Source organism: Streptomyces griseoviridis (genome assembly GCF_005222485.1).
Taxonomy (GTDB): Bacteria; Actinomycetota; Actinomycetes; order Streptomycetales; family Streptomycetaceae; genus Streptomyces; species Streptomyces hintoniae.
Window position 1 is genome coordinate 2773658 of sequence record NZ_CP029078.1, and the last position, 23641, is coordinate 2797298.

At 70.5% G+C, this 23641-nt stretch carries 23 protein-coding genes and 2 pseudogenes; 15 read left to right on the forward strand and 10 right to left on the reverse strand.

Features of this window, described 5'->3' with window-relative positions:
* Nucleotides 1–123: 123 nt before the first annotated feature.
* On the forward strand, nt 124–528 hold the full coding sequence (locus tag DDJ31_RS11370; RefSeq protein WP_127180391.1) for a hypothetical protein: 405 nt from the start codon (nt 124–126) through the stop codon (nt 526–528).
* A 93-nt stretch (nt 529–621) separates the two neighbouring features.
* On the opposite strand, the pseudogene DDJ31_RS11375 reads toward DDJ31_RS11370, so the two are convergent.
* The 3 genes and pseudogenes from DDJ31_RS11375 to DDJ31_RS39065 all read right to left on the reverse strand — a co-directional run.
* Nucleotides 622–1248 (reverse strand): annotated as a pseudogene (locus tag DDJ31_RS11375) (site-specific integrase); the annotation flags it as partial.
* 143 nt (nt 1249–1391) lie between these two features.
* Nucleotides 1392–1637 (reverse strand): DUF7848 domain-containing protein, encoded by a 246-nt coding sequence (locus DDJ31_RS11380; protein ID WP_004000830.1) that lies wholly within the window; start codon nt 1635–1637, stop codon nt 1392–1394.
* Complete coding sequence (locus DDJ31_RS39065) at nt 1625–1876, reverse strand: hypothetical protein (protein ID WP_127182850.1); 252 nt, start codon at nt 1874–1876, stop codon at nt 1625–1627. Before DDJ31_RS39065 ends, DDJ31_RS11380 begins: the two co-directional genes overlap by 13 nt.
* A 273-nt stretch (nt 1877–2149) precedes the next feature.
* Between DDJ31_RS39065 and DDJ31_RS11385 the strand changes: the two genes are divergently transcribed.
* The 5 genes and pseudogenes from DDJ31_RS11385 (at nt 2150) to DDJ31_RS11405 (ending at nt 6487) form a co-directional block, all read left to right on the forward strand.
* Nucleotides 2150–2869 (forward strand): XRE family transcriptional regulator, encoded by a 720-nt coding sequence (locus DDJ31_RS11385; protein ID WP_127182849.1) that lies wholly within the window; start codon nt 2150–2152, stop codon nt 2867–2869.
* Nucleotides 2870–2871: 2 nt separating this feature from the next.
* Nucleotides 2872–3342 carry an NUDIX domain-containing protein gene (locus DDJ31_RS11390; protein ID WP_127180390.1) on the forward strand — a complete coding sequence of 157 codons (471 nt, stop codon included), beginning with the start codon at nt 2872–2874 and terminating at the stop codon, nt 3340–3342.
* A 551-nt stretch (nt 3343–3893) separates the two neighbouring features.
* On the forward strand, nt 3894–4313 hold the full coding sequence (locus tag DDJ31_RS11395) for a hypothetical protein (RefSeq protein ID WP_127180389.1): 420 nt from the start codon (nt 3894–3896) through the stop codon (nt 4311–4313).
* A 294-nt stretch (nt 4314–4607) separates the two neighbouring features.
* Nucleotides 4608–4697 (forward strand): annotated as a pseudogene (locus DDJ31_RS11400) (DNA mismatch repair protein MutT); the annotation flags it as partial.
* Between the two features lie 1253 nt (nt 4698–5950).
* Nucleotides 5951–6487, forward strand: coding sequence for a HEAT repeat domain-containing protein (locus DDJ31_RS11405; RefSeq protein ID WP_164784993.1), 537 nt, complete (start codon nt 5951–5953; stop codon nt 6485–6487).
* Between the two features lie 563 nt (nt 6488–7050).
* Here the strand turns inward: DDJ31_RS11405 and DDJ31_RS11410 are convergent.
* Nucleotides 7051–7779 (reverse strand): dienelactone hydrolase family protein, encoded by a 729-nt coding sequence (locus tag DDJ31_RS11410; RefSeq protein WP_127180387.1) that lies wholly within the window; start codon nt 7777–7779, stop codon nt 7051–7053.
* 279 nt (nt 7780–8058) lie between these two features.
* Here DDJ31_RS11410 and DDJ31_RS11415 point away from each other — a divergent pair, with 279 nt between their 5' ends.
* On the forward strand, nt 8059–9072 hold the full coding sequence (locus DDJ31_RS11415; RefSeq protein WP_127180386.1) for an LLM class F420-dependent oxidoreductase: 1014 nt from the start codon (nt 8059–8061) through the stop codon (nt 9070–9072).
* A gap of 52 nt (nt 9073–9124) precedes the next feature.
* On the opposite strand, the gene DDJ31_RS11420 is transcribed toward DDJ31_RS11415, so the two are convergent.
* Nucleotides 9125–9676 carry a hypothetical protein gene (locus DDJ31_RS11420; RefSeq protein ID WP_127180385.1) on the reverse strand — a complete coding sequence of 184 codons (552 nt, stop codon included), beginning with the start codon at nt 9674–9676 and terminating at the stop codon, nt 9125–9127.
* Between the two features lie 144 nt (nt 9677–9820).
* Here DDJ31_RS11420 and DDJ31_RS11425 point away from each other — a divergent pair, with 144 nt between their 5' ends.
* Nucleotides 9821–10114 carry a hypothetical protein gene (locus tag DDJ31_RS11425; RefSeq protein ID WP_093835201.1) on the forward strand — a complete coding sequence of 98 codons (294 nt, stop codon included), beginning with the start codon at nt 9821–9823 and terminating at the stop codon, nt 10112–10114.
* Between the two features lie 359 nt (nt 10115–10473).
* On the opposite strand, the gene DDJ31_RS11430 is transcribed toward DDJ31_RS11425, so the two are convergent.
* From DDJ31_RS11430 to DDJ31_RS11440, 3 genes are read right to left on the reverse strand one after another with little or no spacing between them, the layout of a single operon-like run.
* Nucleotides 10474–11544: a prenyltransferase/squalene oxidase repeat-containing protein gene (locus DDJ31_RS11430; RefSeq protein WP_171480809.1), complete on the reverse strand. Its 1071-nt coding sequence runs from the start codon at nt 11542–11544 to the stop codon at nt 10474–10476.
* Nucleotides 11541–12275: a class I SAM-dependent methyltransferase gene (locus tag DDJ31_RS11435; RefSeq protein WP_127180383.1), complete on the reverse strand. Its 735-nt coding sequence runs from the start codon at nt 12273–12275 to the stop codon at nt 11541–11543. Before DDJ31_RS11435 ends, DDJ31_RS11430 begins: the two co-directional genes overlap by 4 nt.
* Nucleotides 12269–13678: a glycosyltransferase family 4 protein gene (locus tag DDJ31_RS11440; RefSeq protein ID WP_127180382.1), complete on the reverse strand. Its 1410-nt coding sequence runs from the start codon at nt 13676–13678 to the stop codon at nt 12269–12271. The genes DDJ31_RS11435 and DDJ31_RS11440 overlap by 7 nt, the downstream gene beginning before the upstream one ends.
* Before the next feature lie 224 nt (nt 13679–13902).
* Here DDJ31_RS11440 and DDJ31_RS11445 point away from each other — a divergent pair, with 224 nt between their 5' ends.
* Nucleotides 13903–14547, forward strand: a complete 645-nt coding sequence (locus DDJ31_RS11445) for a TetR family transcriptional regulator (protein WP_127180381.1) — start codon at nt 13903–13905, stop codon at nt 14545–14547.
* 5 nt (nt 14548–14552) lie between these two features.
* Here DDJ31_RS11445 and DDJ31_RS11450 read toward each other — a convergent pair whose 3' ends face one another.
* Together DDJ31_RS11450 and DDJ31_RS11455 are read right to left on the reverse strand one after the other, a co-directional pair.
* The gene (locus DDJ31_RS11450; RefSeq protein ID WP_127182848.1) at nt 14553–14786 is read right to left on the reverse strand and encodes a ferredoxin; all 234 of its coding nucleotides are present in this window, start codon (nt 14784–14786) and stop codon (nt 14553–14555) included.
* A 5-nt stretch (nt 14787–14791) separates the two neighbouring features.
* Complete coding sequence (locus tag DDJ31_RS11455) at nt 14792–16249, reverse strand: aldehyde dehydrogenase (protein WP_127180380.1); 1458 nt, start codon at nt 16247–16249, stop codon at nt 14792–14794.
* 191 nt (nt 16250–16440) lie between these two features.
* Here DDJ31_RS11455 and DDJ31_RS11460 point away from each other — a divergent pair, with 191 nt between their 5' ends.
* From DDJ31_RS11460 to DDJ31_RS11485, 6 genes are all read left to right on the forward strand, one after another.
* Nucleotides 16441–17469 carry an MBL fold metallo-hydrolase gene (locus tag DDJ31_RS11460; protein WP_127180379.1) on the forward strand — a complete coding sequence of 343 codons (1029 nt, stop codon included), beginning with the start codon at nt 16441–16443 and terminating at the stop codon, nt 17467–17469.
* Nucleotides 17470–17862: 393 nt separating this feature from the next.
* Entirely contained in the window at nt 17863–19083 is a 1221-nt protein-coding gene (locus tag DDJ31_RS11465; protein WP_127180378.1) for a prenyltransferase/squalene oxidase repeat-containing protein, read from the forward strand.
* A complete protein-coding gene (locus tag DDJ31_RS11470) occupies nt 19080–19733 on the forward strand; it encodes an SCO2322 family protein (RefSeq protein WP_127180377.1) in 654 nt (217 codons plus the stop codon). Before DDJ31_RS11465 ends, DDJ31_RS11470 begins: the two co-directional genes overlap by 4 nt.
* Nucleotides 19734–19736: 3 nt before the next feature.
* A complete protein-coding gene (locus tag DDJ31_RS11475) occupies nt 19737–20810 on the forward strand; it encodes a CbiQ family ECF transporter T component (RefSeq protein ID WP_127180376.1) in 1074 nt (357 codons plus the stop codon).
* Nucleotides 20807–22576, forward strand: a complete 1770-nt coding sequence (locus DDJ31_RS11480) for an ABC transporter ATP-binding protein (protein WP_127180375.1) — start codon at nt 20807–20809, stop codon at nt 22574–22576. The genes DDJ31_RS11475 and DDJ31_RS11480 overlap by 4 nt, the downstream gene beginning before the upstream one ends.
* Nucleotides 22573–23448: an ECF transporter S component gene (locus DDJ31_RS11485; RefSeq protein ID WP_127180374.1), complete on the forward strand. Its 876-nt coding sequence runs from the start codon at nt 22573–22575 to the stop codon at nt 23446–23448. The genes DDJ31_RS11480 and DDJ31_RS11485 overlap by 4 nt, the downstream gene beginning before the upstream one ends.
* Nucleotides 23449–23641: the final 193 nt, after the last annotated feature.

Below are 23641 nucleotides of genomic sequence, written 5' to 3' on the forward strand. Positions count from 1 at the left end.
TAAGAGTCTGGAGCAGGCCGGCATCATGGTGACACGGGACAAGAACCTGCTACTTGATGTCCTGGCTCCCTAGCTCCCGACGGTCTCTACGTGGTTCAGCGTTGCTGACAGGAAGGAGCCGCAGTGCGTCCTACCATCGCGCTTCTCAGCCCGACCAGTGATCTCCAGGAACTAGTGGCTCGCCTGCGCAGAGTCGGCTCTTATCACGAAGGTGCGATCTTCGATCATTTGGATTGGAGGGAGTGTCGCTTCGGGGTGGACGTTTCCGGGGACGTTATCGACGAGTTTGACGAGGAGGAGATTGCCGAGATTCGTGAGGAACTCGGTGAGTTCAACGCAGTCCTCGTCGAGTACCCCGGAATGGCGTGCATCCGCGATCTTTTGATCGAGGTAATTCCTGGGGTTCGCGGAGTTCTCGATACGAATCACGGCGAGCTTCTGAGCTATGACGCGGTCCTAGAGAGATTCCATCGAGATCCGTCATGGGACTGGCGAACCAGTAACGATGGAGCGACCTCAGGGGGTTAGCTCCTGAGATATTCCCCCAGCGCAGCACTTGGGCCCCTCCGGGAGAATTCGGAGGGGCCCAAATGTCTCTTGACGGCAACGGTGACGGCAACGTCAGCGGACGATGGCTGCGACGGGCGCGCCATCGGGGTCGTCGCGGCCGGGGCTGAGGGCGTCGCCGAGCGTGTTGATGGCTTCGCGTTGGAGGCGGAGTCGTACGTGGGCGTAGACGTCGGCGGTGGCGCCGATGTGGGCGTGGCCGAGGAGTTCCTTGATGACGACAAGGTCGATGTCCTGCTCCAGGAGCAGGGTCGCGGTCGAGTGGCGAAGGTCGTGGAAGCGGATGCTCCGGAGCTGCACGCGGTGGAGGAGGCGGCGGAAGCGGCGGGTGAGGTTGGTGGGGGCGAGCGGCCTGCCCTTCGGGGTGGTGAAGACGAGCCCGTTGTCCGTCCATCCCGTTCCGGGTTCCTGCCGTTCTCCCCGCTGCTATTCCTGGTGGATCTTGAGGGAGCTGATGCACTCGGTGGGTAGGGCGATGCGACATTCAAAGGCGAGCGACTTGGTGTTCAGGACGGTCAGACCCCGACTACGAGTGCGCTGGAGGGAGCGGCGGATGGCGGGCGACCGGGTGTTGATGTCGGGGTCTTCCCAGCAGAGGCCAAGTAGTTCGCTTGTGCGGAGGCCGGTGCGCAGAGCGAGTTCGTACAGCACGTGGAACCGGTCGGTCTGGGCCGCGTTGAGGAACTAGTGGGCTTCGGCCCCTGCGGCAGAGGCCAGAACCTCCATGTGGCTGACGAGTGCGGGGGAGCCTCGATCGGCTGCGCCCGGCAGGGACGGGAGTCGGGTGGGTCAGCGCGGTGCGGCGCCTGGGCGAGCGAGGCGGGTCACGTCTGGCGCCAGGTCCGCCAGGGGCGGGTGATGATCTCCCGGTAGGTGTGGTGCGACGGGTTCTGGCCGCAGTGCCGCAGTACCCAGTCCTGCGGTTCGGCGAAGTCCTCGCTTGTCGGCGAGGTCTCTCCGTCCACGGCGCACTGCATCGCGTACAGGACCGGCTCCGCGTCCGGCTCGCGGTCGGGCTGGAGAGTCCAGGTCTCGTAGCGCAGGACCGAGCGAGGGGTCACCGTCCCCACCTCCGGTTGGCCACGGCCACCTTCGCGCTCAACTCCTCCGTCGGAGTCGGCGTACGCACGTCCTCGGGCGGAACGTCCCACTCCCGGCCACCGCGTGGCGGTCGAAGCTGCACGTACGGCCCCACATGTCCCATCACCACGCCCACCTTGCCGTTCCGCCGGTCGACCACCAGGGCGCCGGCATCGGGCGAGACGATGTGCCCGCCGGTATCAGGGGTGGGGGCCGTCATCGTGACCACCCCGGCGAGGCGGCGTGCGACCGGGCGTCCAGTCGCAGGGCGGGAACACATGGGGTGGCGCTCATTCGCACGGTGACGCTCCTCGGCGGCGTTGATGCGTGCCCCTGGGCCTGTTGGTGCCGCAGGGTCGGCACCGATCCTCACGCCGGTCACCGGGACGAAGGAACCTCCACCAAACCTCACTTCGGGACGTCCCGCACCCTGTAGAACGTCCCTGGTGCCGTCCTGAGGCGAAGGGGGAGACTCGTGCCGAACGAGAGACTACGAGCCGTCATGGCGGCGGGAGGCTGGACGTACGCCGCACTCGCTCAGCAGGTCGAGGTCGACCCCAAGTCGGTCGAGCGCTGGGTGAACCTCGGGCGTATCCCACGTCGTGCCACTGCCCTCCAGGCGGCCAAAGCCCTGGGAGAAGACGTGCACGCACTCTGGCCGACGCTCCGCCAGGCCCGCCCCGCCCGCGCCATCAGCCCTGAGTTGGTGGCGCTCTACGGGCAGCGGGCCGACATCCCCGTCTCGGCGTTCACCGACCTGATGGCCCAGGCCCGGGAACGGATCGACATCCTCGTCTACGCGGCAGTCTTCCTCCACGAGGCCTACCCGCGGCTGAACGAACTCCTCACCGAACGCGCCGCCGAAGGCTGCACCGTCCGCATCGCGATCGGGGACCCCGACAGCGACAACGTCCAAGCCCGCGGCCAGGAAGAGCGGTTCGGCCACGGCATCGAATCCCGCTGCCGCCTCGCGCTCATGCACTACAAGCCGGTCGCCGACACCCCCGGCATCGAAGTCCGCACCCACGCAACCACGCTCTACAACTCCCTCTACCGCGCCGACGACCAGCAACTCGTCAACGCACACGTCTGGGGCGTCAACGCGTACGCCGCCCCCGTGTGGCACCTTCGCCGACACGAGACAGGCGGCATGTTCGACACCTACGCCGACAGCTTCGACGCCGTGTGGGCGACCGCAACCCGCGTACGAGAGGAAGGCTGACCGTGGCCCGCACCGAGTACTACGACGACCCCAATGCGCCCAAGCCGAACAGCATGGTCGTCGCTGCCTCCGCCGTCGTCACCGACGATCATGGGCGCATCCTCCTCCAGCGCCGCCGCGACAACAACCTATGGGCACTGCCCGGAGGCGGCATGGACCTCACCGACTCCCTGCCCGGCACGGCAGTCCGCGAGGTCATGGAAGAGACCGGCCTCGACGTGGAGATCACCGGCCTGGTCGGCACCTACACCGACCCGAAACACATCATCGCCTACACCGACGGCGAGGTCCGCCGCCAGTTCAACGTCTGCTTCACCGCCCGCATCACCGGCGGCCGGCTGGCAATCTCCGACGAGTCCACCGAGCTCCGGTTCGTGCCGCCGGACGAGATCGAGCAGTTGCCGATGCACCACACCCAACGACTCAGGCTCCAGCACTTCCTGGAACAGCGTGAGAAGCCGTACCTGGGCTGAACCGTCTGACGGCAGTAGCGACGGCAACACCCATGGATTTCCCCGCACAACCACGCACGCCAGCGGAACCCGAAACACGTCCTGACCTGCAAAGAAGCAGTTGGAGCGGTGCCGCGTAGCACACGCACTATGTGGTGGCCGGGGATGCTCCGGTCCTGGTTCATAACTGCGGAGAAGGAACGGCCACGGTCTACTTGGACCCGGTGGAAAAGCACGCGACCGTGAAGGTTGAGACAGCGGATGAGGCGCTGCATACCGAACAAGTAGGCGTCCCCGGTACGGATGCAGTGCCCGCGATTCGCACGGAGCCGCACGCGCCCACTACGATTAAGGTGCGGATTCCATTGTCAAACCCGGGAGGCGCTCTAGCCTTCCATGAAGTGACTTTGGGGAGGAATCTTGGCCGCTACAACGTCGACAGCCGAAGTTGTGTTACGTACCGTGCTGAAGTTCTACGCGCAGGAGGGGTCTCAGATCTCCCGGATATGTCGTCATCCATTGAGCTGACGAAGTACTTGATCCGGCGACACAATGCCGGGTGACAGGGGAAGATGATGTCAGTACCTGATGATTGGGCATGGCTGGAAGAGATGCCCGAGGGATGGCCAACCCCGGCAGAAATTACCGGCCCAACAGCCGCGCCAGCCACGAACCTGGTCCTGTTGATGTTGAGTAGCGAAATGCTCGGCAACGATCTGGTGGAACTGATCGGTGAATTCATCGCCGAGGACGCGAGGTACAACCGTTGGATTGGCGCGGAAGGAAAGCGTGAGCTATCTATGCGTCAAGTAGCTGAATGCTCCGCACTGCTTCGGGAGTGTACAAAATCGATTTACGAGGCGTGGTGCAACTTCTCTCAGGTACATGAGAGAGAACTGAGGGCAGCAGAGTCAGCTTTGCCTGAAAGGCGTGCACTGTTCGTCAATATCAATTCCGCATCCGAGAAGCTGCGTAACGCGAGAATGAAGTGAGACTGCGCGCGTGATGCATCAAATCCAGCAAGTTTGCATGGAGGCTGATGCAGCCTAACCCTAGCGTCACCCATTGGCTCCAGCGGAATAGAGGAGCCTCGCCAGAGTCGATTCTGGCCAGGCTCCTCGGGTGTTTGACGGCAACGGCAGCAGACGGCGACGGCAGTTGGGGTGTCGGTGCCGTCCTCGGTTGGGCTGAGGGCGCCGTTCAGAGTGTCGAGGTTTGGCGTTGGAGGTGGAGTCGTACGTGGGCGTAGACGCCAGCCATCGCTCGAGATCACCGGCCTGGTCGGCACAGAAATCGAGCAGTTGCCGATGCACCACACCCAACGACTCAGGCTCCAGCACTTCCTGGAACAGCGCGAGAAGCCGTACCTGGGCTGAACCGCCTGACGGCAGCAGCGACGGCAACAACCCCGCACAACCACGGACACCCACGCACTTCACCGGACCAGCGAACTGCGCTTGACCTGCGAAAAAGCAGGTCGAAGGCTTCGCGCAGCACACGTACTATGTGGTGGCGGGCGCTACTCCGGTGCTTGTGCACAATTGCGGTGACGGCACCACGGTCTATCGGGGAGTTGCGGAAGTGAGCAGCGAGACCGGCGACTTCAACCCCGCCTTTGATGATGCGGTGTAAGGAATTAGAAGGCCGCGGGGCGGGGATTCGACGCCTGATATTCACCATCGCGGTATGACCGATAGTGACTACACCAGCTGGACCACTAGTCCCGCTGCCGCTATTCGAGCGGCTACCCGAGGTGGAGGTAGTGGAGTTGCCATTAGAGCCACCATCCCCAGCGGACGTTTCCACGTCCATGTAAACGATCAGCCATGGGTCGAAGATGACCTTCGCGGCGAGGCTGAAGTGATCATCCAAGGGGTCATGCAAGGTCGAGCCAGGGCGGCATGGCCCGGTGCGCGACTAGAGGATCTCGGGTTCTGATAATTAAGCTCTGGTGGGCGGTACCTGCAGGTACCGCCCACCAGCGTTCTCAATGGAGTCATCTTGGCGAGTTTGCAAGAAGTGTCCACTCTGAAGATTGCGGAGCTACTTCGAAGGGCCAAATGCCAGTCGTTGCTTTTGCTGCCGCCTCCCGTTGTGCCGGAAATCTTTGAGGAGGTATCCGGTTTGATCCGCGTCGGAGTTGGGCCGAGGTCCACACTTCGAGGCACGTATCGAGACCGGTATTCCACACTGGATGAATTCCGGAAGAATAGATTTGGATGGCGGGACTTCTTTGCAGTTCTCGACGAGGATGACCCTCCGGTTGGCCTATTCACCGTCCAGGGGGGCGGGTGGAGCTTGATCGCTCTTACCGACGAAAGCGTGGAGGGTGTTCTCGCGGCTTTGGTGGCGCCACCTCAGTCCTTTGAATGGCCAAAGGATGCGGAACGTGCCTGACAGGCTCCAGCACTTCCTGGAACAGCGCGAGAAGCCGTACCTGGGCTGAACCGCCTGACGGCAGTGGCGACGGCAACAATCCCGCACAACCAGACAGACACCCACATACCTCGTCGGGCCCGCCAACCGCCTTTTGCCAGTCGGAGCGCGGCTTCGGCGTGTGCAGCCTCGGACCTGGATCGGTCGACGTGTTCGATTCGGGAATCGTCGGCTTCGGAAGAGTGGAGGACTGGTGACGTTCCGTGGAGAAGAGAGATCTCAGGCTGATCTGGTTGAAGCACTCACCGACGGCACGGGGCGGGATGCCAGGTCCATCGCAGCCGGGCATCCCGAGGTCGCTCAGCTCATCGCCTCCTGGATCCGGGAAGCCGCTCACGCGGGTAACTGGACACGGGTCGACAAGTTCGCCAACTTGGCCGCCCCCTTGCGGGCGCCGGGCCCGGGCGGGGCAATTCAGGAGATTCTGGATTCGGACGCCGCAGGGTTCAACAAAGAGGATCTCGTGGAGATCCTTGGCGAGATCCGGGAAACGGACGCGGTCGCCTGCCTGTTCAGGGTGGCGGAAGGTTCGGTAGACGAGGACGCTCCGGCGTACTGGCTGTGCCAGAAGGTCATCTCTTCTCTGGGGGATATCGGCACGCCGGAAGCCCTTCTACGCCTTCGCCGGATGACGTCCCAACCGTGGCCCGACATTGTCCGATGGCATGCGGCTGTCGAACTCGGGGTCGAGGACGAGCTCGGCTTTGACGAAGACCAAATGCTGGGGTAGCCGGAACTCCGGGCGGTTGTGCAGGCGGGCGATGCCGAGCATCTTCCGCTGGACGCCGTCGCCCGTGCGCTGATCGTCCTTCTAGTCGAGTCGCCATCTCTGCCGGAACAATTGAATACGAGATTTCCTTTGACTCACGAACGGACCGACGGTCTGAAACAGATCTCGCAGCACGTTGCTCCAGAGACACCGGACGCTTAAAGGGTGACATAAAAGGGTGACACTTTAATGCTGTTTGAAATAGAGTTGCACAAATTCTACTGGGGCAAGCTGGAATTTGGTTGCGGTGAGAGCGCCTACCATCTCCCTGACAGGATCATCGAGCTCATGACACTTGATCAGGGGTCACCAGCCAGGCGCGAGAGGCGCTCATGCTGATCGAGCAGGGCCGGAAGAGGCTCCGGGCGGTTCGGGACTCTGCGGTAGAGCGAGCACGTACCGCACGTGCGGGCGGTCGGGGTGGGTGGCGTCGAGGAATGTGGCGGTCCAGCGGCGCCGTGGTCAGTCCCCCCGCCTCGACGCGCGGAGGGCAGGCGTACCGACGCGCTGCCCTCCGCCGGGGGTCAGTCCTTCTTCAAGTGCCGCCCGAAGAAGCGGTTTCCGTCCTCCAGCTCGAACCAGGGGGTGCCCGTGTGGCCGCCCATGTTGGCGTGCAGGGTCTTCTCCTCGCTGGCGAAGGTGTCGAACAGGTCCAGGGCGCGCTCGCGGGGGTTGCCCTCGTCGTCCCACTGGAGCAGGAGGAGGAGCGGGATCGTGATCCGCCTCGCCTCCTCGCGTTGGGCGCGCGGCACATAGCCTCCGGCGAAGAAGCCCGCTGCGGTGATGCGGGGATCGGTCGCCGTCAGCCGGATGCCGAGTGCTGTCCAGCCCGAGTAGCCGACCGGGCCGTCGATCTCGGGCAGTTCGAGGAGGGCGTCCAGAGTGGTCCGCCACTCCGGGACCGCGTTCTCGACCAGGGGGCCGATGAGGGATTCGAAGATCTCGTCGACCGGATCGCCGGCCCGCATCGCCCGGCGCAGGTCGGCGCGCGCCTGCTCGTCGGTTGCGGAACGGGGGCGGGTTCCGCAGCCCGCGGCGTCGATGGTGGCCACCGCGTAGCCGTACGCCGCCGATCGGAGGGCTCGGGCCACCAGCCTCGGCTCGTTCTTGGGGAGGCCGTTGTTGTGGGCCATCAGGATCAGCGGGGCCGGTGCGGCGGACGCGGGTGTCCACAGGGTGCCGGGGATCTCGCCGAGGGTGAACTCGCGGGCGAGGACGCCGTCGTCGAGACGTCGCTCTGAGGTGAAGCGCATGGTCGTGCCTTTCGGGAGTGCTCTGGAACGGCGCTCCCGGACGACCTATCGCCCGGCCGTGACCCTGGAGGGGAGCACCCATGTCTGAACTGCGTTCACGGGTACCACCTCCTCGTTCTCTCGCACGGCCACCGGGACGGTAGCAGGGGACTCGGCCGTCCACCAACGGCTTTTCGTCCCGTTCGTCTTCGGTCACCGCGGTGTTCTGGACCGGTCGCGTCGCCTGTCGTACAGTCGCAGGCACGGAGCCGATGTGACGGATCGTCAGGAGGCCGGCAGATGCGGTTGGGTGTCGCGCTCGGGTACTGGGGGCGGGGGCCGTCCGCCGGGGATGTCGGGCTGGCTCAGGAGGCCGAGCGGCTCGGGTATCACTCCGTGTGGACCGCCGAGTCGTGGGGCTCCGACGCCTTCACCCCGCTCACCTGGATCGCCGCCCACACCTCGACCATCCGACTGGGCACCGCCGTCGCGCAGATGGCGGCCCGCTCCCCCACCGCCACCGCCATGCACGCCCTCACCCTCGACCATCTCTCCGGTGGACGCGTCATGTTGGGGCTCGGGCTGTCGGGGCCGCAGGTGGTGGAGGGGTGGTACGGGCGGCCGTTCCCGTCGTCGCCGCTGACCGCGACCCGCGAGTACGTCGATGTCGTGCGGCAGGTGCTGCGCCGGGAGGAGCCGGTGCGGCTGGACGGGCGGTTCCATCCGCTCCCCTATCCGGGCGAGGACGGGACCGGGCTCGGGAAGCCGCTCAAGTCCATCACCCATCCGGTGCGGAGCGATCTTCCCGTGCTTCTCGGCGCCGAGGGTCCCAAGAACGTCGCCCAGACGACGCGGATCGCCGACGGCTGGCTGCCGTTGTACTGGTCGCCCTCCCGGCCCGAGGTGTACGGCCCTGCGGTGACCGGCGGTCTCCCAGAGGGATTCGTCGTCGCGCCCATGGCCCGCGTCCAGGTCTGTGACGACGTGGCCGAGGGGCTGCTGCCCGTGAAGGCCATGCTCGGCTTCTACATCGGCGGCATGGGCCACACGACCCTCAACTTCCACACCGACCTGATGGGCCGGATGGGATACGCGGAAGAGGCCCACCAGGTACGGGAGTTGTTCCTCGCGGGACGCCGGGAGGACGCCGTGCGTGCCGTGCCCGACTCCTTCGCCGACGAGATCTCGCTCGTCGGGCCGCGTCAACGCATCGCCGAACGGCTTGACTTGTGGCGCAAGGGTCCGGTGACCGACCTGCTGGCCCTGGCACCGGACCGTGCGACGCTGCGGGTGCTCGCGGAGCTGAACTCCTAGACAGCCGCCTGGACACCCAGGGCACTCAGCGCACTCAGGGCACTCAGGGCACTCAAGAACCGCTCGTCAGCTGTGACGTCGACGGGACCTGGTCCTTGACCTCGGCGCCCGCGCCCTTCCCCGCGTCCTTCACCTTGTTGATGATGTCGTTGTAGTCGCCTGCCACCCCGTCGGGGTTGTCGCCCTTGCGGAGCTTGGACGGCAGGTCCTTGAGGGAGTCGATGCCCGCCGTGAGCGGGGCGAGCGCCTTGGAGAGGGTCGGGTCGCCCTCGGCGTTGCGGTGCGCGGCCTTGAGCCGGTTGTAGGCGAACCCGCCCGCGAGAGCGGCCTTCACCAGCGCGAGCTTCCTGCCGTGGGCGCCCTTCTTGAACTTGCCGGCCTTCCAGGGCTTCACGATCCACTGGTAGGTCGCCCCCGCGGCCAGTCCCGCGTTCGCGACGAAGCGGGTCTTGGCGAGCTTCTGCCGGTCGACGGAGTGGGTCGCGCTGGGCGTCGACGCCGCGGAGACGGCGTTGTCGCTGCCGGCTCCGCAGGCGGTGGCGCCCGCTATCAGGGCGCAGCAGAGGGTGAGCGCCACGAACAGGCGCCGTACGGGTATGGCCACGGGGTCCTCCGGGGGGACGTCGGGCGGATCTCCAGGCCACCGTCACCCGGGAGGCCGGGCTCCGCCACCCGGGGGAATCTGTTCGAGTGACGGGCCCGTCAACCCCAAGGGTTTCAACGAGCGATCCGAGGCCATTCGAACACCATGTCCTATCGAAATCGGAGCGGTTCCAACTCCGCGGGAACGGTCATCGCGGTCGTCGCGGACGTCATGGCCGTCATCATCGGACTGTGGATCCTGATGTATCTGCTGGACGCCAACCGCGCCAACGATCTGGTGCAGTTCGTCCACAATGTGGCCGCCTGGCTGGCAGGCTGGTCACGCGACCTGTTCACCTTCGACGAGGCGTGGGCGCGGGTGGTGGCGGGCTACGGCCTGGCGGCGGTGGTCTACCTGTTCATCGGCCACGCCATAGCCAACCGCATGCACCGCCACTAGCTCACTCTCACCCCACGCCACCACCGGCGGACGGCCCCCCACACGTCGCCGGATCTCCGTACCGGCCCCACGACGGCGTTGCCCGGGGCGCGCGACCTGCCGTGCCACCGGCTGGTCACGTGACCCGGGGGTCTGGGGGCACCCCCCAGAAGACACAGCACCTTCGACGAGGCGTGGGCGCGCGTGGTGGCGGGCTACGGCCTGGCAGTGGTGGTCTACCTGTTCATCGGCCACGCCATAGCCAACCGCATGCACCGCCACTGACCTCCACGGTGCACCAGCGCAGCACCGCAGCGCCGCTACGGACAACCAACCCCGTACCACCAGCGCAGCACCGCAGCACCGCCACTGGCTCACGCTCAGTCGCAGCAGTCCGGGTCCAGCCCCATAGGGAGGTGGGTTCCCTCGAAGATCGTGCAGGTTGCCTCGTGGCCGCCCAGGGCCGCTACCGCGAGGAGCAGGGAGCCCGCCGTCCAGGTGGTGAGTTCCTGGGGCCAGACGGCCTTGTCCTGGTAGACGTACCCCGTCCAGTACAGGCCGCTCTCCGCGTCCCGCAGGTGCTGGATGGACTGGAGGATCTCCAGTGCGCGGTCGGACTCGCCCAACGCCCAGAGCGTGAGGGCGAGTTCGGCTGATTCGCCGCCGGTGACCCACGGGTTGGGGATCACGCACCGTACCCCGAGGCCGGGGACGACGAAGCGGTCCCAGCCTTCCTCCAGGCGGGACTTGGCCTCCGTGCCGGTCAACGCGCCGCCGAGGACGGGGTAGTACCAGTCCATCGAGTAGCGGCCCTTGTCGAGGAACCGCTCGGGGTGGCGGCGGATCGCGTGTCGTAGCGCGCCGACCGCCAACTCCCAGTCCGGCTGCGCCTCTTCGCGTTGTTCGGCGATGGCGAGCGCGCACCGCAGCGCGTGGTGGACGGACGAGGAGCCGGTCAGCAGGGCGTCGGTGGTGGAGGTTCCGTCGTCCTCGCCCTTCCAGCCGATCTGGCCGCCGGGCTGCTGGAGGCGCAGCACGTACTCGACCGCCGCGTGGACGACCGGCCACATCCGGTCGAGGAACGTGTCGTCGCCGGTGGACAGGTAGTGGTGCCAGACGCCGACCGCCACGTACGCGACGAAGTTGGTCTCCCGGCCCCGGTCGGTGACGTCGGCGAAGTCGCCGTCGGCGTAGGCCGCGTACCAGGAGCCGTCGTCGTTCTGGTGCCGGGCGAGCCATTCGTAGGCCCGGGTGGCGGCCTCGTGTTCGCCCGCCGCGTCCAGCGCCATCGCGGCCTCGGTGTGGTCCCACGGGTCGAGGTGGTGGCCCCTGAACCACGGGATCGCGCCGTCCTCGCGCTGCACGGCGCGGATGCCGGCGACGGTGGCGAGGGCCTGCTCGGCGGTGAGGACCCCGGGCAGGACGAGGTGTTCTGTCCGGGGGGTGGTCACGTGGCGTCCACCCGGGGCAGGTGCGGCTTGGTCGCGTACGCCACGAAGCTCTTGCCGATCAGCGGGTTGAGCGCCTGCTCGGCGACCCGGGTGGCGAGCGGTTTCTTCATGATGTCCCAGACGAGCAGCTTGTGGTACGCCCGCACCGGCAGCGCCTGGTCGTTGTCGACGCCGAACGCGCACTTCAGCCACCAGTACGGGGAGTGCAGTCCGTGCGCGTGGTGGGTGCCGTACGGGCGCAGCCCCGACTCCCGTATCAGCGCGAGGAGTTCGTCCGCCTTGTAGATGCGGATGTGGCCGCCCTCGACCTCGTGGTAGGCGTCGGAGAGGGTCCAGCAGACCTTCTCGGGACCGTACCGGGGGACGGTGATCGCGATCCGGCCGCCGGGCTTCAACACCCGTACCATTTCGGCGAGTACGCCCTTGTCGTCGGGGATGTGCTCCATCACCTCGGAGATGATGACGACGTCGAAGGACTCGTCGGGGAAGGGCAGGGCAAGGGCGTCGCCCTCCATGGCGGTGGCGGTCGCGCCCTCCGGTGCCTCGCCGGCCTCGGCCATCGCCGCGAACCACTTGGCGACCTCGCGGATCTCCTCGCCGTTCTGGTCCAGCGCGACGACCCGGGCGCCGCGCCGGTAGCACTCGAACGCGTGCCGGCCGGCGCCGCAGCCGAGGTCCAGGACGCGGTCGCCCGGGGCGAGCGGGAACCGGGAGAAGTCGACGGTCAGCACGTGGCCCTGCTTTCGGGGTTGGGTTCAACGTCGGCTTCGGCGCGGTCCGTTGCCGTGGGCGGCGGGGTCGGTGCGGGCGCGGGGCGGGTCGGGCGGCCCGCGCCTGCGGCGGCGATGGCCTCGCGGTAGCGGGCGGCCGTGCCCTCGGCCGCGCGGGCCCAGGTGAAGCGGGCTAGTACGCGTTGCCGTCCCGCCGTGCCGAGCCGGGCGCGCAGCGCCGGGTCGCCCAGCAGTCTGCCGAGCCCGGCGGCGAGGGCCTGGGCGTCGCCGGGGGGCACCGCGAGGCAGGTCTCGCCGTCCGGTCCCGCGACCTCGGGGATGGCGCCGCCCGTGGTGGCGACGAGGGGCGTGCCGGTGGCCATGGCCTCGGCGGCCGGCAGCGAGAAGCCCTCGTAGAGCGAGGGCACGCAGGCGGCCTCGGCGGAGCGGATCAGGTCGACGAGTTCGGCGTCGGAGATGCCCTTGACGAACTCGACGGCGTCGCCGAGGCCGTAGCGCTCGACGGCCTGGGCGACGGGTCCCTCGGTGGGCCGTCTGCCGACGACGACGAGGTGGGCGGCGGGGTGTTCGGCGCGGACCTTGGCGAGCGCCTCGACGAGGTGGACGAGGCCCTTGAGGGGCACGTCGGCGCTTGACGTGGTGACGATCCGGCCCGGGACCACGGGTACCGAAGGGTCGGGGGAGAAGAGGTCGGTGTCGGCGCCGATGTGGACGACGTGGATGCGGTCGTCGCGGACCCCGAGGTGGTCGATGATCTCTTGCCGGGAGGTGCCGGAGACGGTGAGCAGGGACGGCAGTCTGCGGGCGACCCGCTTCTGCATCCGGGTGAAGCCGTACCAGCGGCGTTTGGAGAGCCGCTCGCGCCAGCCGTCGGCGGCGTCCAGCTCCAACTGCCGGTCGACGGTGATGGGGTGGTGGATGGTGGTGACGAGCGGGGCGCCGACGTCGCCCAACAGCCCGTATCCGAGCGTCTGGTTGTCGTGGACGACGTCGAACTCGCCGCGCCTGGAGCGCAGGAGGCGTCCGGCGCGCAGGGAGAAGGTGAGCGGCTCGGGGAAGCCGCCGGTCCACATGGTGGCGACTTCGAGGGCGTCGATCCAGTCCCGGTACTCGTCGCGTCGCGGGGTGCGGAACGGGTCGGAGGAGCGGTAGAGGTCGAGGCTGGGCAGCTCGGTGAGGGTGAGGCCGGGCAGTCCTTCGTCGAGGACCGGGTAGGGCTGGGAGCCGATCACCTCGACGTGGTGGCCGAGCCGGGCCAGTTCGCGGGAGAGGTGCCGGGTGTAGACGCCCTGGCCGCCGCAGAACGGGTTTCCCTTATAGGTGAGGAGCGCGATGCGGAGCGGTCGCTCGCCGTCGGCTGCGCGGTCGTCGTGCGACCCCGGCTGACTGGCCTCAGCGGTCACTCTGGGCCCCCTTCTGGCTGCACTGTCCCGCGAGATTACGCCGGGACGCTAATCTAGAACAAGTTTCAGACTTGATCGTCCAGCTTGATCGTCCAGGAGATTCCGAATCTACCGGCAGGTAGCGGTGGAGTGAGCAGTGGATCAGGTGATTCACGCCACCACGGCGGCCCTGCCATGATCGGCCCGAACACTCCGACCTCACCGACTGTCACGGAACGGTGCCCATGCCTGCGCAAGCCAAGCCGGCCAAGGTGGAAGCCAGTACCGCGCGGCCCGCCTCGCCGCCGCTCACCGAGCGTCAGGAGGCGCGTCGGCGCCGGATCCTGCACGCGAGCGCGCAGTTGGCCAGCCGGGGCGGTTTCGACGCGGTCCAGATGCGGGAGGTCGCGGAGTCCTCGCAGGTCGCCCTCGGCACCCTGTACCGCTACTTCCCGTCCAAGGTGCATCTGCTGGTCGCCACCATGCAGGACCAGTTGGAGCACATGCACGGCACGCTGCGCAAGAAGCCGCCGGCCGGTGAGACGGCGGCGGAGCGGGTGGCGGAGACCCTGATGCGGGCGTTCCGCGCGCTCCAGCGCGAGCCGCACCTGGCCGACGCGATGGTCCGCGCGCTGACGTTCGCGGACCGCAGCGTCTCCCCCGAGGTGGACCAGGTCTCCCGGCAGACGACGTTGATCATCCTGGACGCGATGGGCCGGGCCGACCCGGGTCCGCGGCAGCTCTCGGCGGTCCGCGTCATCGAGCACACCTGGCACTCGGCCCTCATCACCTGGCTGTCGGGCCGCGCCTCCATCGCCCAGGTGAAGATCGACATCGAGACGGTCTGCCGCCTCATCGACCTGACCGAGGCGGAGGGTCAGGACCTCTAGGGCAGTCACTCCTCCGGTGGGAACACCGGCTCCCCGCTGCCCAGTACGGTCAGGGTGATCGCCTCCACCGGGCAGCTCTCGGCCGCCGCGAGCACCTGTTCACCGGCGTCGGTCTCGGCGTGGACCGGGTGCGACTGGCGTCCGGTGTCGAGGCGGAAGCCGGCCGGCGCGTGGTGCACGCACTGGGCGGACCCGATGCAGACGCCGCGGTCGACCTCGACCCGCCAGCGGTCCCCCATGGCCGTCACGCCTCCCAGCCGGCCGGCAGGTGGATCATCTTGTGTTCGAGGTACTCGCCGAACCCCTCGGGGCCGAACTCCCGTCCCAGACCTGAGTTCTTGTAGCCGCCGAACGGGCCGAGCATGTCGAGGCTGAAGGTGTTGACGGAGTAGGTGCCGGTGCGGACCCGGCGGGCGATGTCGATGCCGTGCTCGATGTCGGCCGTCCAGACGCTGCCGGAGAGGCCGTAGTCGGAGTCGTCGGCGATCCGCACGGCGTCCGCCTCGTCGGTGTAGGGGAGCAGGCAGACGACCGGTCCGAAGATCTCCTCGCGGGCGATCCGCATGGAGTTGTCGACGTCGCCGAAGAGGGTGGGTTCGACGTACCAGCCGCGGTCGAGGCCGGCCGGCCTGCCGCCGCCGGTGAGGATCTTCGCGCCCTCCTCCTGGCCGACGCGGATGTAGTCGAGGTTGCGGCGCTGCTGGCGTTCGGCGACCAGGGGGCCCACCTGGGTCGCCGGGTCGAGCGGGTCGCCGACGACGAGGGCGGCCGCGGCGGCGGCGAAGGCGTCCGCGTACGCGTCGTAGCGGGCGCGGGGCACCAGCACCCGGGTCTGCGCCACGCAGGCCTGGCCGTTGTTCATCCAGGCCGCGGGGACGATGCCCGCGACCGCCGTCGCGACGTCCGCGTCGGGCAGCACCACGGCCGCCGACTTGCCGCCCAACTCAAGGGTGACGCGGGTGAGATGGCGGGCGGCGACCTCCATGACGCGTTTGCCGGCCGGTACCGAGCCGGTGAACGACACCTTGTCGACGCCGGGGTGGCCGACCAGGTACTCGCTGACCTCGCGGTCGGCGGGCAGGATGGACAGGACGCCCTCGGGCAGTCCGGCCTCCCGCGCGATCTCACCCAACAGGTAGGCGTCCAGGGGCGATTCGGGGGACGGTTTGAGGATGACCGGGCATCCGGCGAGCAGCGCGGGCGCCAGTTTGGCGGCGGCCACGAACTGCGGGACGTTCCAGGGGACGACGGCGGCGACCACCCCGACCGGCTCGCGGCGCACCAGGAGCTTGCCGAGGACGCCGTCCCTGCGCTCCTCGAAGGTGAAGCCGCGGGCGACGGTGATCGCCGCGTCCCACACCATCATCGCGCCGAGCGCCTGCGCCAACACCGCCCAGGAGTACGGGGATCCGTTCTCGCTGGAGATGACCCGGGCGATCTCCTCGTGCCGCAGCGCGATGCCGTCCTTGATGCGGGTGACGACGGCGATCCGCTCGTCGAGGCTCAGCCGCGGCCAGGGTCCGTCGTCGAAGGCGGCGCGCGCGACGGCGACCGCCCGGTCGACGTCGCCCCGGGAGGCGTGCGGTACCCGGCCGATGACCTCCTCGGTGTGCGGGGAGACGACCTCGATGACCTCCTGGCCGAGCGGGTCGGTCAACTCCCCGCCGATGTAGAGCTGTCCGTGTTCCACGAGCTCGGTCATGCCCGACCGCCTCCCCGGATGCGCTGCGAACTTACTGACGATCCATCAGATACGCGACTAGGTGAACTGATACCAGGTCTCCTGCGAGGAGTCCACGGAGCGGCACGGGCGAACGGATCGAAAGGTGACTCGGGCTCCCATCGAAACGCGTTCTAGTTATAGTGGCCGGGAGTCGGCGAAACGGGGGGCCCATGACACGGGTGCACGATCACGGCGGCGGTGTGCGGTCCCTGCGGGTGCCGATCCCCGACAACCCCCTCGGCCACACCCTCGTCTACGTCGTCGACACCGACCGGGGCCCGGTCCTGGTGGACACCGGCTGGGACGACCCCGCCTCCTGGGACGCCCTGACCGCGGGGCTCACCGCCTGCGGCACCTCCGTCGCCGACCTGCACGGGGTGGTCGTCACCCACCACCACCCCGACCACCACGGGCTCTGCGGGCGGGTGCGGGAGGCGTCGGGCGCCTGGATCGCGATGCACGAGGCCGACACGGCGATCGTCCGCCGCACCCGGCGGACCCGGCCCGACCGCTGGTTCACCTACATGACGGCGAAGCTCACCGCGGCCGGCGCCCCCGCCGACCATGTCGCGCCGCTGGGCGCGGTGGGCCCCCGCACCCGGCTGCCCGGCCTCTCCCCCGCGCTGCCCGACCGCGAGATCGTCCCCGGCGAACTCCTCCCGCTGCCGGGCCGCAGGCTGCGCGCGATCTGGACGCCGGGACACACCCCCGGCCATGTCTGCCTGCACCTGGAGGAGGAGCACCCGGCGCGGCTGCCGGGAAACGGCCGCCTGTTCTCCGGCGACCACCTGCTCCCCGGGATCACCCCGCACATCGGCCTGTACGAGGATCCCGAGGACGCCACCGTCACCGACCCGCTCGGCGACTACCTCGACTCCCTCGAACGGATCGGCCGCCTCGCGCCCGCCGAGGTGCTCCCCGCCCACCAGCACGTCTTCGCCGACGCGCCCGCCCGGGTACGGGAGTTGCTGGCCCACCACGAGGAGCGGCTCGCCGGGCTGCACGCCCTCCTCGCCGAACCGCTCACCCCCTGGCAGCTCGCCGTCCGCATGGAGTGGAACCGCCCCTGGGAGCGCATCCCGCACGGGTCGCGCACCATCGCGGTCTCGGAGGCCGAGGCCCATCTGCGCCGCCTGGTGAAACAGGGCAGGGCGGAGCCGGTGCCGGGATCGGACCCGACGGCGTACCGCGCCGTGTGAGCCCGTCCCGGGCGAGGGGGCCGGTGCCCCTTGCCCCGCCGGGCCGTCCGGCCGCTCGCACAGGCGGCTCTCAGGCCCGCCGATACCTGCCGGTAGAGTGACCGGGTCGCCATCACGCCCGTACCAGCGGAACCCGGGGTAATTCCGACGCGGCAGCGCGCCGGTGGACCGGACGGCCGGACGGCCGGACGCCTGACCGACGACGGACACCGCCCGGGACCACGGCCGCGCCGACCCCGCCGGGTGACACCGGCGCCGGCCGGTGCGCGTGATCGGCTCAGGTGTGTCGGCAAGCCCGTCGGCGCACGGCACCGTAGAGGTTCACGGAGCCGAGTCGCCCGGGGTCGTCCCGTGCCGCGCCCGGCTCCCCGCAGCGAGAGGCACCCGCCGATCATGAACGTCCGCCGCAGCGCCGCGGCCCTGGCCGCCACCGTCGTCGTCCTCGGCGCCGCGACCCCCGCCGTGGCCGCGCCGTCACCGTCGCCTTCGCCCTCGGTGGCGATACCCGACGGCCTCTTCGGCGACGCCGACCCCACCTACGACGGCGTGTGGCGGCAGTCGCTCGCCCTGCTCGCCCAGGACACCGCGGGCGTGGTACCCGCACCGGAGGCGGTCGGCTGGCTGACCGGCCAGCAGTGCGCCGACGGCTCGTTCGCCGCCTTCCGCGCCGACCCCGCGCGGGCCTGCGGCGCGCGGACCGCCGTCGACACCAACAGCACGGCCGCCGCGGCCCAGGCCCTCGCCGCGCTCGGCGGCCGGCGGGCCGCCGTCGACAAGGCGGTGGGCTGGCTGAAGTCCGTGCAGAACAAGGACGGCGGCTGGGGCTACACGCCCGGCGGCGCCACCGACGCGAACTCCACCTCCGTCGTCGTCGGCGCCCTCGCGGCGGCGGGCGAACGGCCCGCCGAGGTCCGCGCCGACGGCCACTCCCCCTACGACGCGCTGCTGAAGCTGGCGCTGCCCTGTGCCGACGGCGGCGCCTTCGCCTTCCAGCCCGACCAGAAGGGCAAGCTGACCGCCAACGACGACGCCACCGCGGCCGCCGTGGTCGGCGCGCTCGGCAAGGGGCTCGCCGGGGCCTCCCCCAAGCCCACCGGCACCCCGCCCGGCTGCGCGGACGCCACCGACGCCGGGCAGGCCGCCCGCAACGGCGCCGCCCACCTTGTCGAGGCTTTGGCCGACGACAGGCATCTGACGTCGGCGCTGCCGGGCGCCGAGGACCAGCCCGACTACGGCAACACCGCCGACGCCGTCCTCGCGCTGACCACCGCGGGCCACGGCGACCTGGCGGCGCCCGCCCTGCGCTGGCTGGAGTCGCACGCGGCCGACTGGGCCGCGCGCGGCGGTCCCGCCGCCTACGCGCAGCTGATCCTCGCCGCGGACGCGCTGGGCTCCGACCCCCGCTCCTTCGGCGGCCACGACCTGGTGAAGCTGCTCGGCGCCACCGGCCCCGCACCCGCCGAGACGCCGACGCCGGCGCCGCGGCAGGAGGAGCGGCCCGCGGACGACGGCGGCTCCTGGTCCGTGCTCTGGTGGGTCGGCGGCCTCTGCCTGGTCGCGGCCGTCGGCGCGGTCCTGGCGCTGCGCGGGCGCGGCCGGGCCGGGCGGTCGTGATCAGGCGCGTCGCGGCCGTCCTCGGCGCCGCCCTGCTGACCGCCCTGCTCGCCTGGTCGCCCGCGCAGGCGGCCGGTTACCGCTACTGGTCGTTCTGGGAACGGACCGGCGACCGGTGGACCTACGCCACCCAGGGCCCCTCCACCGCCCGCCCCGACGACGGCTCCGTGCAGGGCTTCCGGTTCTCCGTCAGCGCGGACTCCGCCGACGCGGCCCGGCCGCGCGGCACGGCCGTCTTCACGGCGATCTGCGCGGGCGTCCCGGAGCGCGACGGCGCCAAACGCGTCGCGCTCGTCCTCGACTTCGGCACCGCGGCCGACGCCCCCTCGGGCGAGAGTCCGCCCGCCCGGCGCACGGCCTGCGCGCGCGTCCCGTCGGACGCGACGACCGCGGAGGCCCTGGCGGCGGTCGCGAAGCCGCTGCGCTACGGCTCCGACGCCCTGCTGTGCGCCATCGCGGGCTACCCCGAGCGGGGTTGCGGCGAACAGGTGTCGACGACGACCGGCGGCCGGCCGGCACCCGGACCCGCCGCACCCGGCGCCGACGACGACGGCGCCGGCCCCTCCGTGGGGCTGCTCGCGGGCGGCGGCGCGGTCGTCCTGCTGGGCGCGGCGGCCGTGGTGCGGGCCCGCCGCCGCGGACGGGAGTGACCGGTGGCGACGGCGCGCGCCCCGCGGCTGCACCCCGGCGCCTGGTGGATCTGGGCGCTGGGGCTCGGCACCGCCGCCACCCGCACCACCAACCCGCTGCTGCTCGGGCTGCTCGTCGGCGTCAGCGGGTACGTCGTCGCGGTGTGCCGGCCTGACACGCCCTGGGCGCGCTCCTACGCGGCCTTCGTGAAGCTGGCGCTGGCCGTGCTGCTGATCCGGCTCGGGTTCGCGGTCGTCCTCGGCTCCCCCGTCCCCGGCACGCATGTCGTCGTCACCCTGCCCGAACTCCCGCTGCCCGCCTGGGCGCAGGGCATCAGGCTGGGCGGCCGGGTGACCGCGGAGGCGCTGGTCTTCGCCTGCTACGACGGCCTCAAGCTGGCCACGCTGCTGATCTGCGTGGGCGCGGCCAACGCGCTGGCCAGCCCTTCGCGGCTGCTCAAGTCCCTGCCGGGCGCCCTGTACGAGGCGGGGGTGGCCGTCGTCGTCGCGCTGACCTTCGCGCCGCACCTGATCGCCGACGCGCGGCGGCTGCGGGCCGCCCGCCGGCTGCGGGGCCGCCCGGACAGCGGGGTGCGGGGGCTGCTCCAGGTCGGACTCCCGGTGCTGGAAGGGGCGTTGGAGCGGTCGGTCGCGCTGGCCGCGGCGATGGACGCGCGCGGCTACGGGCGGGTGGCCGAGGTGCCGCGGGCCGTCCACCGCACCACCGCCGCGCTCACCCTGGGCGGGCTGCTCGGGGTGTGCGCGGGAACGTACGGGCTGCTCACCGCCGAGGGCGCGGCGTACGGGCTTCCGCTGCTGCTGGCCGGGGTCGCCGCCGCGCTGGGCGGGCTGCGGCTCGGCGGCCGGCGCTCGCCGCGCACCCGCTACCGGCCCGACGCGTGGGGCGGCCGGGCCTGGCTGGTCGCCGGGTCGGGGGCCGCCGTCGCCGCACTGCTCGCGGTGGCCGCCGGGTACGACCCGCAGGGGCTGCGTCCCGGGGTCGTGCCGCTGGTGGCGCCCGCCCTGCCGCTGTGGCCCGCGGGGGCCGTCCTGCTCGGCCTGTTGCCGTCCTTCGTCGCATCCGAGGAGCCGTCGTGATCCGCTTCGAGAACGTCTCCGTCACCTACGCGGAGGCGGCCGGACCCACCCTGGAAGGCGTGGACTTCGAGGTGCCTGAGGGTGAACTCGTGCTGCTCGTCGGCCCGTCGGGGGTCGGCAAGTCCACGCTGCTCGGCGCGGTGAGCGGTCTGGTGCCGCACTTCACCGGCGGCACCCTGCGCGGCCGGGTCACGGTCGCGGGCCGCGACACCCGCACCCACAAGCCGCGTGAACTGGCCGACGTGGTGGGCACGGTGGGCCAGGATCCGCTCTCGCACTTCGTCACCGACACCGTCGAGGACGAACTCGCCTACGGGATGGAGTCGTTGGGGCTCGCGCCGGACGTGATGCGGCGCCGGGTCGAGGAGACCCTCGACCTGCTGGGCCTCGCCGACCTGCGGGACCGGGCCATCGCCACCCTCTCGGGCGGCCAGCAACAGCGGGTCGCGATCGGCTCGGTGCTCACCCCGCACCCCAGGGTGCTGGTCCTCGACGAGCCGACGTCGGCGCTCGACCCGGCCGCCGCCGAGGAGGTCCTCGCGGTGCTGCAACGCCTGGTCCACGACCTCGGGACGACGGTCCTGATGGCGGAGCACCGGCTGGAACGGGTCGTCCAGTACGCGGACCGGGTCGCCGTCCTGGCCGCCCCGGGAGCGGCGCCGGTGGTCGGCGCGCCGGCCGACATGATGGCGCTCTCCCCGGTCTACCCGCCGGTGGTGGCGCTGGGCAGGCTGGCGTCCTGGACCCCGCTGCCGCTGACGGTCCGCGACGCCCGCCGCCGCTCGGCCCCGCTCCGCGAACGCCTGGCCCAGACCCAGGCCCAGCCGCGGACCCAGGCCCAGATCCAGGCCCCCGGCCGACCCGCCGTCGCCACCACCACCGCCACCACCACCGCCGGTGCCGGGACGGCCGTCACCGCTGGCGCCGGGACGGCCGTCGCCGCGCCGCCGTCCGGTCTGCGGCGCGCCCTCCGCTCTCTCGGCCGGCCACGGGAGACGGCCGTCCCGGCGCGGGTGCCCGCCGCCGAGGTCGGGGCGCTGGCCGTCCGCAGGGGCCGGGTGCAGGCGCTGCGGCGGGTCGATCTCACCGTCACCGCCGGGGAGACGGTCGCCCTGATGGGGCGCAACGGTGCCGGGAAGTCGACGCTGCTCGGCGCGCTCGTCGGGCTGCTGCCGCCGTCCTCGGGGACCGTGCGGGTCGGCGGTCTCACCCCGCACCGCACCGCGCCCCGCGATCTGGTGCGGCAGGTCGGCCTCGTCCCGCAGGAGCCCCGTGACCTGCTGTACGCGGACACGGTCGGCGCCGAGTGCGAGGCCGCCGACCGGGACGCGCGCGCCGAGCCGGGCAGTTGCCGGGCGCTGGTGGCGCGGCTGCTGCCCGGCATCGCGGACGCCACCCATCCGCGCGACCTCTCCGAGGGGCAGCGCCTGACGCTGGCGCTGGCCGTCGTGCTCACCGCGCGCCCGCCGCTGCTGCTGCTCGACGAGCCGACCCGGGGCCTCGACTACGCGGCCAAGGCCCGGCTGCTCGGGCTGTTGCGGGGGCTGGCCGCCGAGGGGCACGCGATCGTGCTGGCCACGCACGACGTCGAGCTTGCGGCCGAGCTGGCGCACCGGGTGGTGCTGCTGGCCGAGGGCGAGGTGATCGCCGACGGGCCGACGGCGGAGGTCGTGGTCTCCTCCCCGTCCTTCGCCCCGCAGGTGGCGAAGATCCTGGCCCCGCAGCGGTGGCTCACGGTCGCCCAGGTGCGCGAGGCGCTGGCATGAGCGGGCCCGGGTCGCGCGGGGGCCGGGCCGCGCCCGCCGTGGTGAGGCTGGGCCCGCGGGCCGTCGCCGCGCTCGTCCTGGTCGGCGGTGTCGGGGTGGCCGCCTTCGGGTGGCCGTTCCTCGCGCCGCCGACCTCGCAGGTCGCGGCGCACGCGCAGGACGCGCCGTGGCTGTTCGCGGGGCTGCTGGTGCTGCTGGTCGCCGTGGTGGCGGCGACGGTCTCCGAGTCGGGGCTCGGGCCCAAGGCGGTCGCCATGCTCGGGGTGCTGGCCGCGACCGGGGCGGCGCTGCGGCCGATCGGCGCGGGCACGGCGGGGATCGAGCCGATGTTCTTCCTGATGGTGCTGAGCGGGCGGGTCCTCGGCCCCGGTTTCGGCTTCACGCTGGGCTCGCTCACCATGTTCGCGTCGGCGCTGCTGACCGGCGGGGTGGGTCCGTGGATGCCGTTCCAGATGCTGGCGATGGGCTGGTTCACGATGGGCGCGGGCCTGCTGCCCGGCCCTGACCGTCTCAGGGGCGGCGGGGAGCGGGCGCTGCTGGCCGGGTACGGCTTCCTGGCCGCGTTCGCCTACGGCACGCTGATGAACCTCGCGGGCTGGCCCTTCATGAGCGGCCTGGCCTCGAACGTCGGTTTCGACGCGGCGGCGGGCGTGCCGGCGAACCTGGCCAGGTTCGCCGCGTACTGCCTGGCCACCTCGGTGGGCTGGGACCTGGGCCGGGCCGTCGTCACCGTCGTGCTGACCCTGACGGCCGGGCCCGCGGTGCTGCGGGCGCTGCGCAGGGCGACGCGGCGGGCGGCCTTCGAGACCGGCGTCACGTTCGAGGACCACGGAGGGTCGCCGCGGGGCCACCCGACGGCCGTTGACCGGTGAACCACCCCACATGACGCAGGTCACTCACTACTCGCCCTAGTAGGGCATAACGGACGCCATGGGCATGCCATAACCGCCTCTGACCTGCGCTTTGAGATCCCGGTCACAGCAGCCGCATCCGCCTCGAATGCGACCACAACTAGTAAAAGGGGTCATTGCGGACGGCTGCCGAGCCTGCTTCTCTGGACGACGT

Excerpts from the sequence above, each read along its gene's own strand:
- DDJ31_RS11445 (WP_127180381.1), top strand. The coding sequence starts at position 13,903 with ATGCCTGCGCAAGCCAAGCCGGCCAAGGTGGAAGCCAGTACCGCGCGG.
- DDJ31_RS11395 (WP_127180389.1), top strand. The coding sequence starts at position 3,894 with ATGATGTCAGTACCTGATGATTGGGCATGGCTGGAAGAGATGCCCGAG.
- DDJ31_RS11425 (WP_093835201.1), top strand. The coding sequence starts at position 9,821 with ATGTCCTATCGAAATCGGAGCGGTTCCAACTCCGCGGGAACGGTCATC.
- DDJ31_RS11465 (WP_127180378.1), top strand. The coding sequence starts at position 17,863 with ATGAACGTCCGCCGCAGCGCCGCGGCCCTGGCCGCCACCGTCGTCGTC.
- DDJ31_RS11455 (WP_127180380.1), bottom strand. The coding sequence starts at position 16,249 with ATGACCGAGCTCGTGGAACACGGACAGCTCTACATCGGCGGGGAGTTG.
- DDJ31_RS11410 (WP_127180387.1), bottom strand. The coding sequence starts at position 7,779 with ATGCGCTTCACCTCAGAGCGACGTCTCGACGACGGCGTCCTCGCCCGC.
- DDJ31_RS11415 (WP_127180386.1), top strand. The coding sequence starts at position 8,059 with ATGCGGTTGGGTGTCGCGCTCGGGTACTGGGGGCGGGGGCCGTCCGCC.
- DDJ31_RS11385 (WP_127182849.1), top strand. The coding sequence starts at position 2,150 with ATGGCGGCGGGAGGCTGGACGTACGCCGCACTCGCTCAGCAGGTCGAG.
- DDJ31_RS11460 (WP_127180379.1), top strand. The coding sequence starts at position 16,441 with ATGACACGGGTGCACGATCACGGCGGCGGTGTGCGGTCCCTGCGGGTG.
- DDJ31_RS11450 (WP_127182848.1), bottom strand. The coding sequence starts at position 14,786 with ATGGGGGACCGCTGGCGGGTCGAGGTCGACCGCGGCGTCTGCATCGGG.
- DDJ31_RS11485 (WP_127180374.1), top strand. The coding sequence starts at position 22,573 with ATGAGCGGGCCCGGGTCGCGCGGGGGCCGGGCCGCGCCCGCCGTGGTG.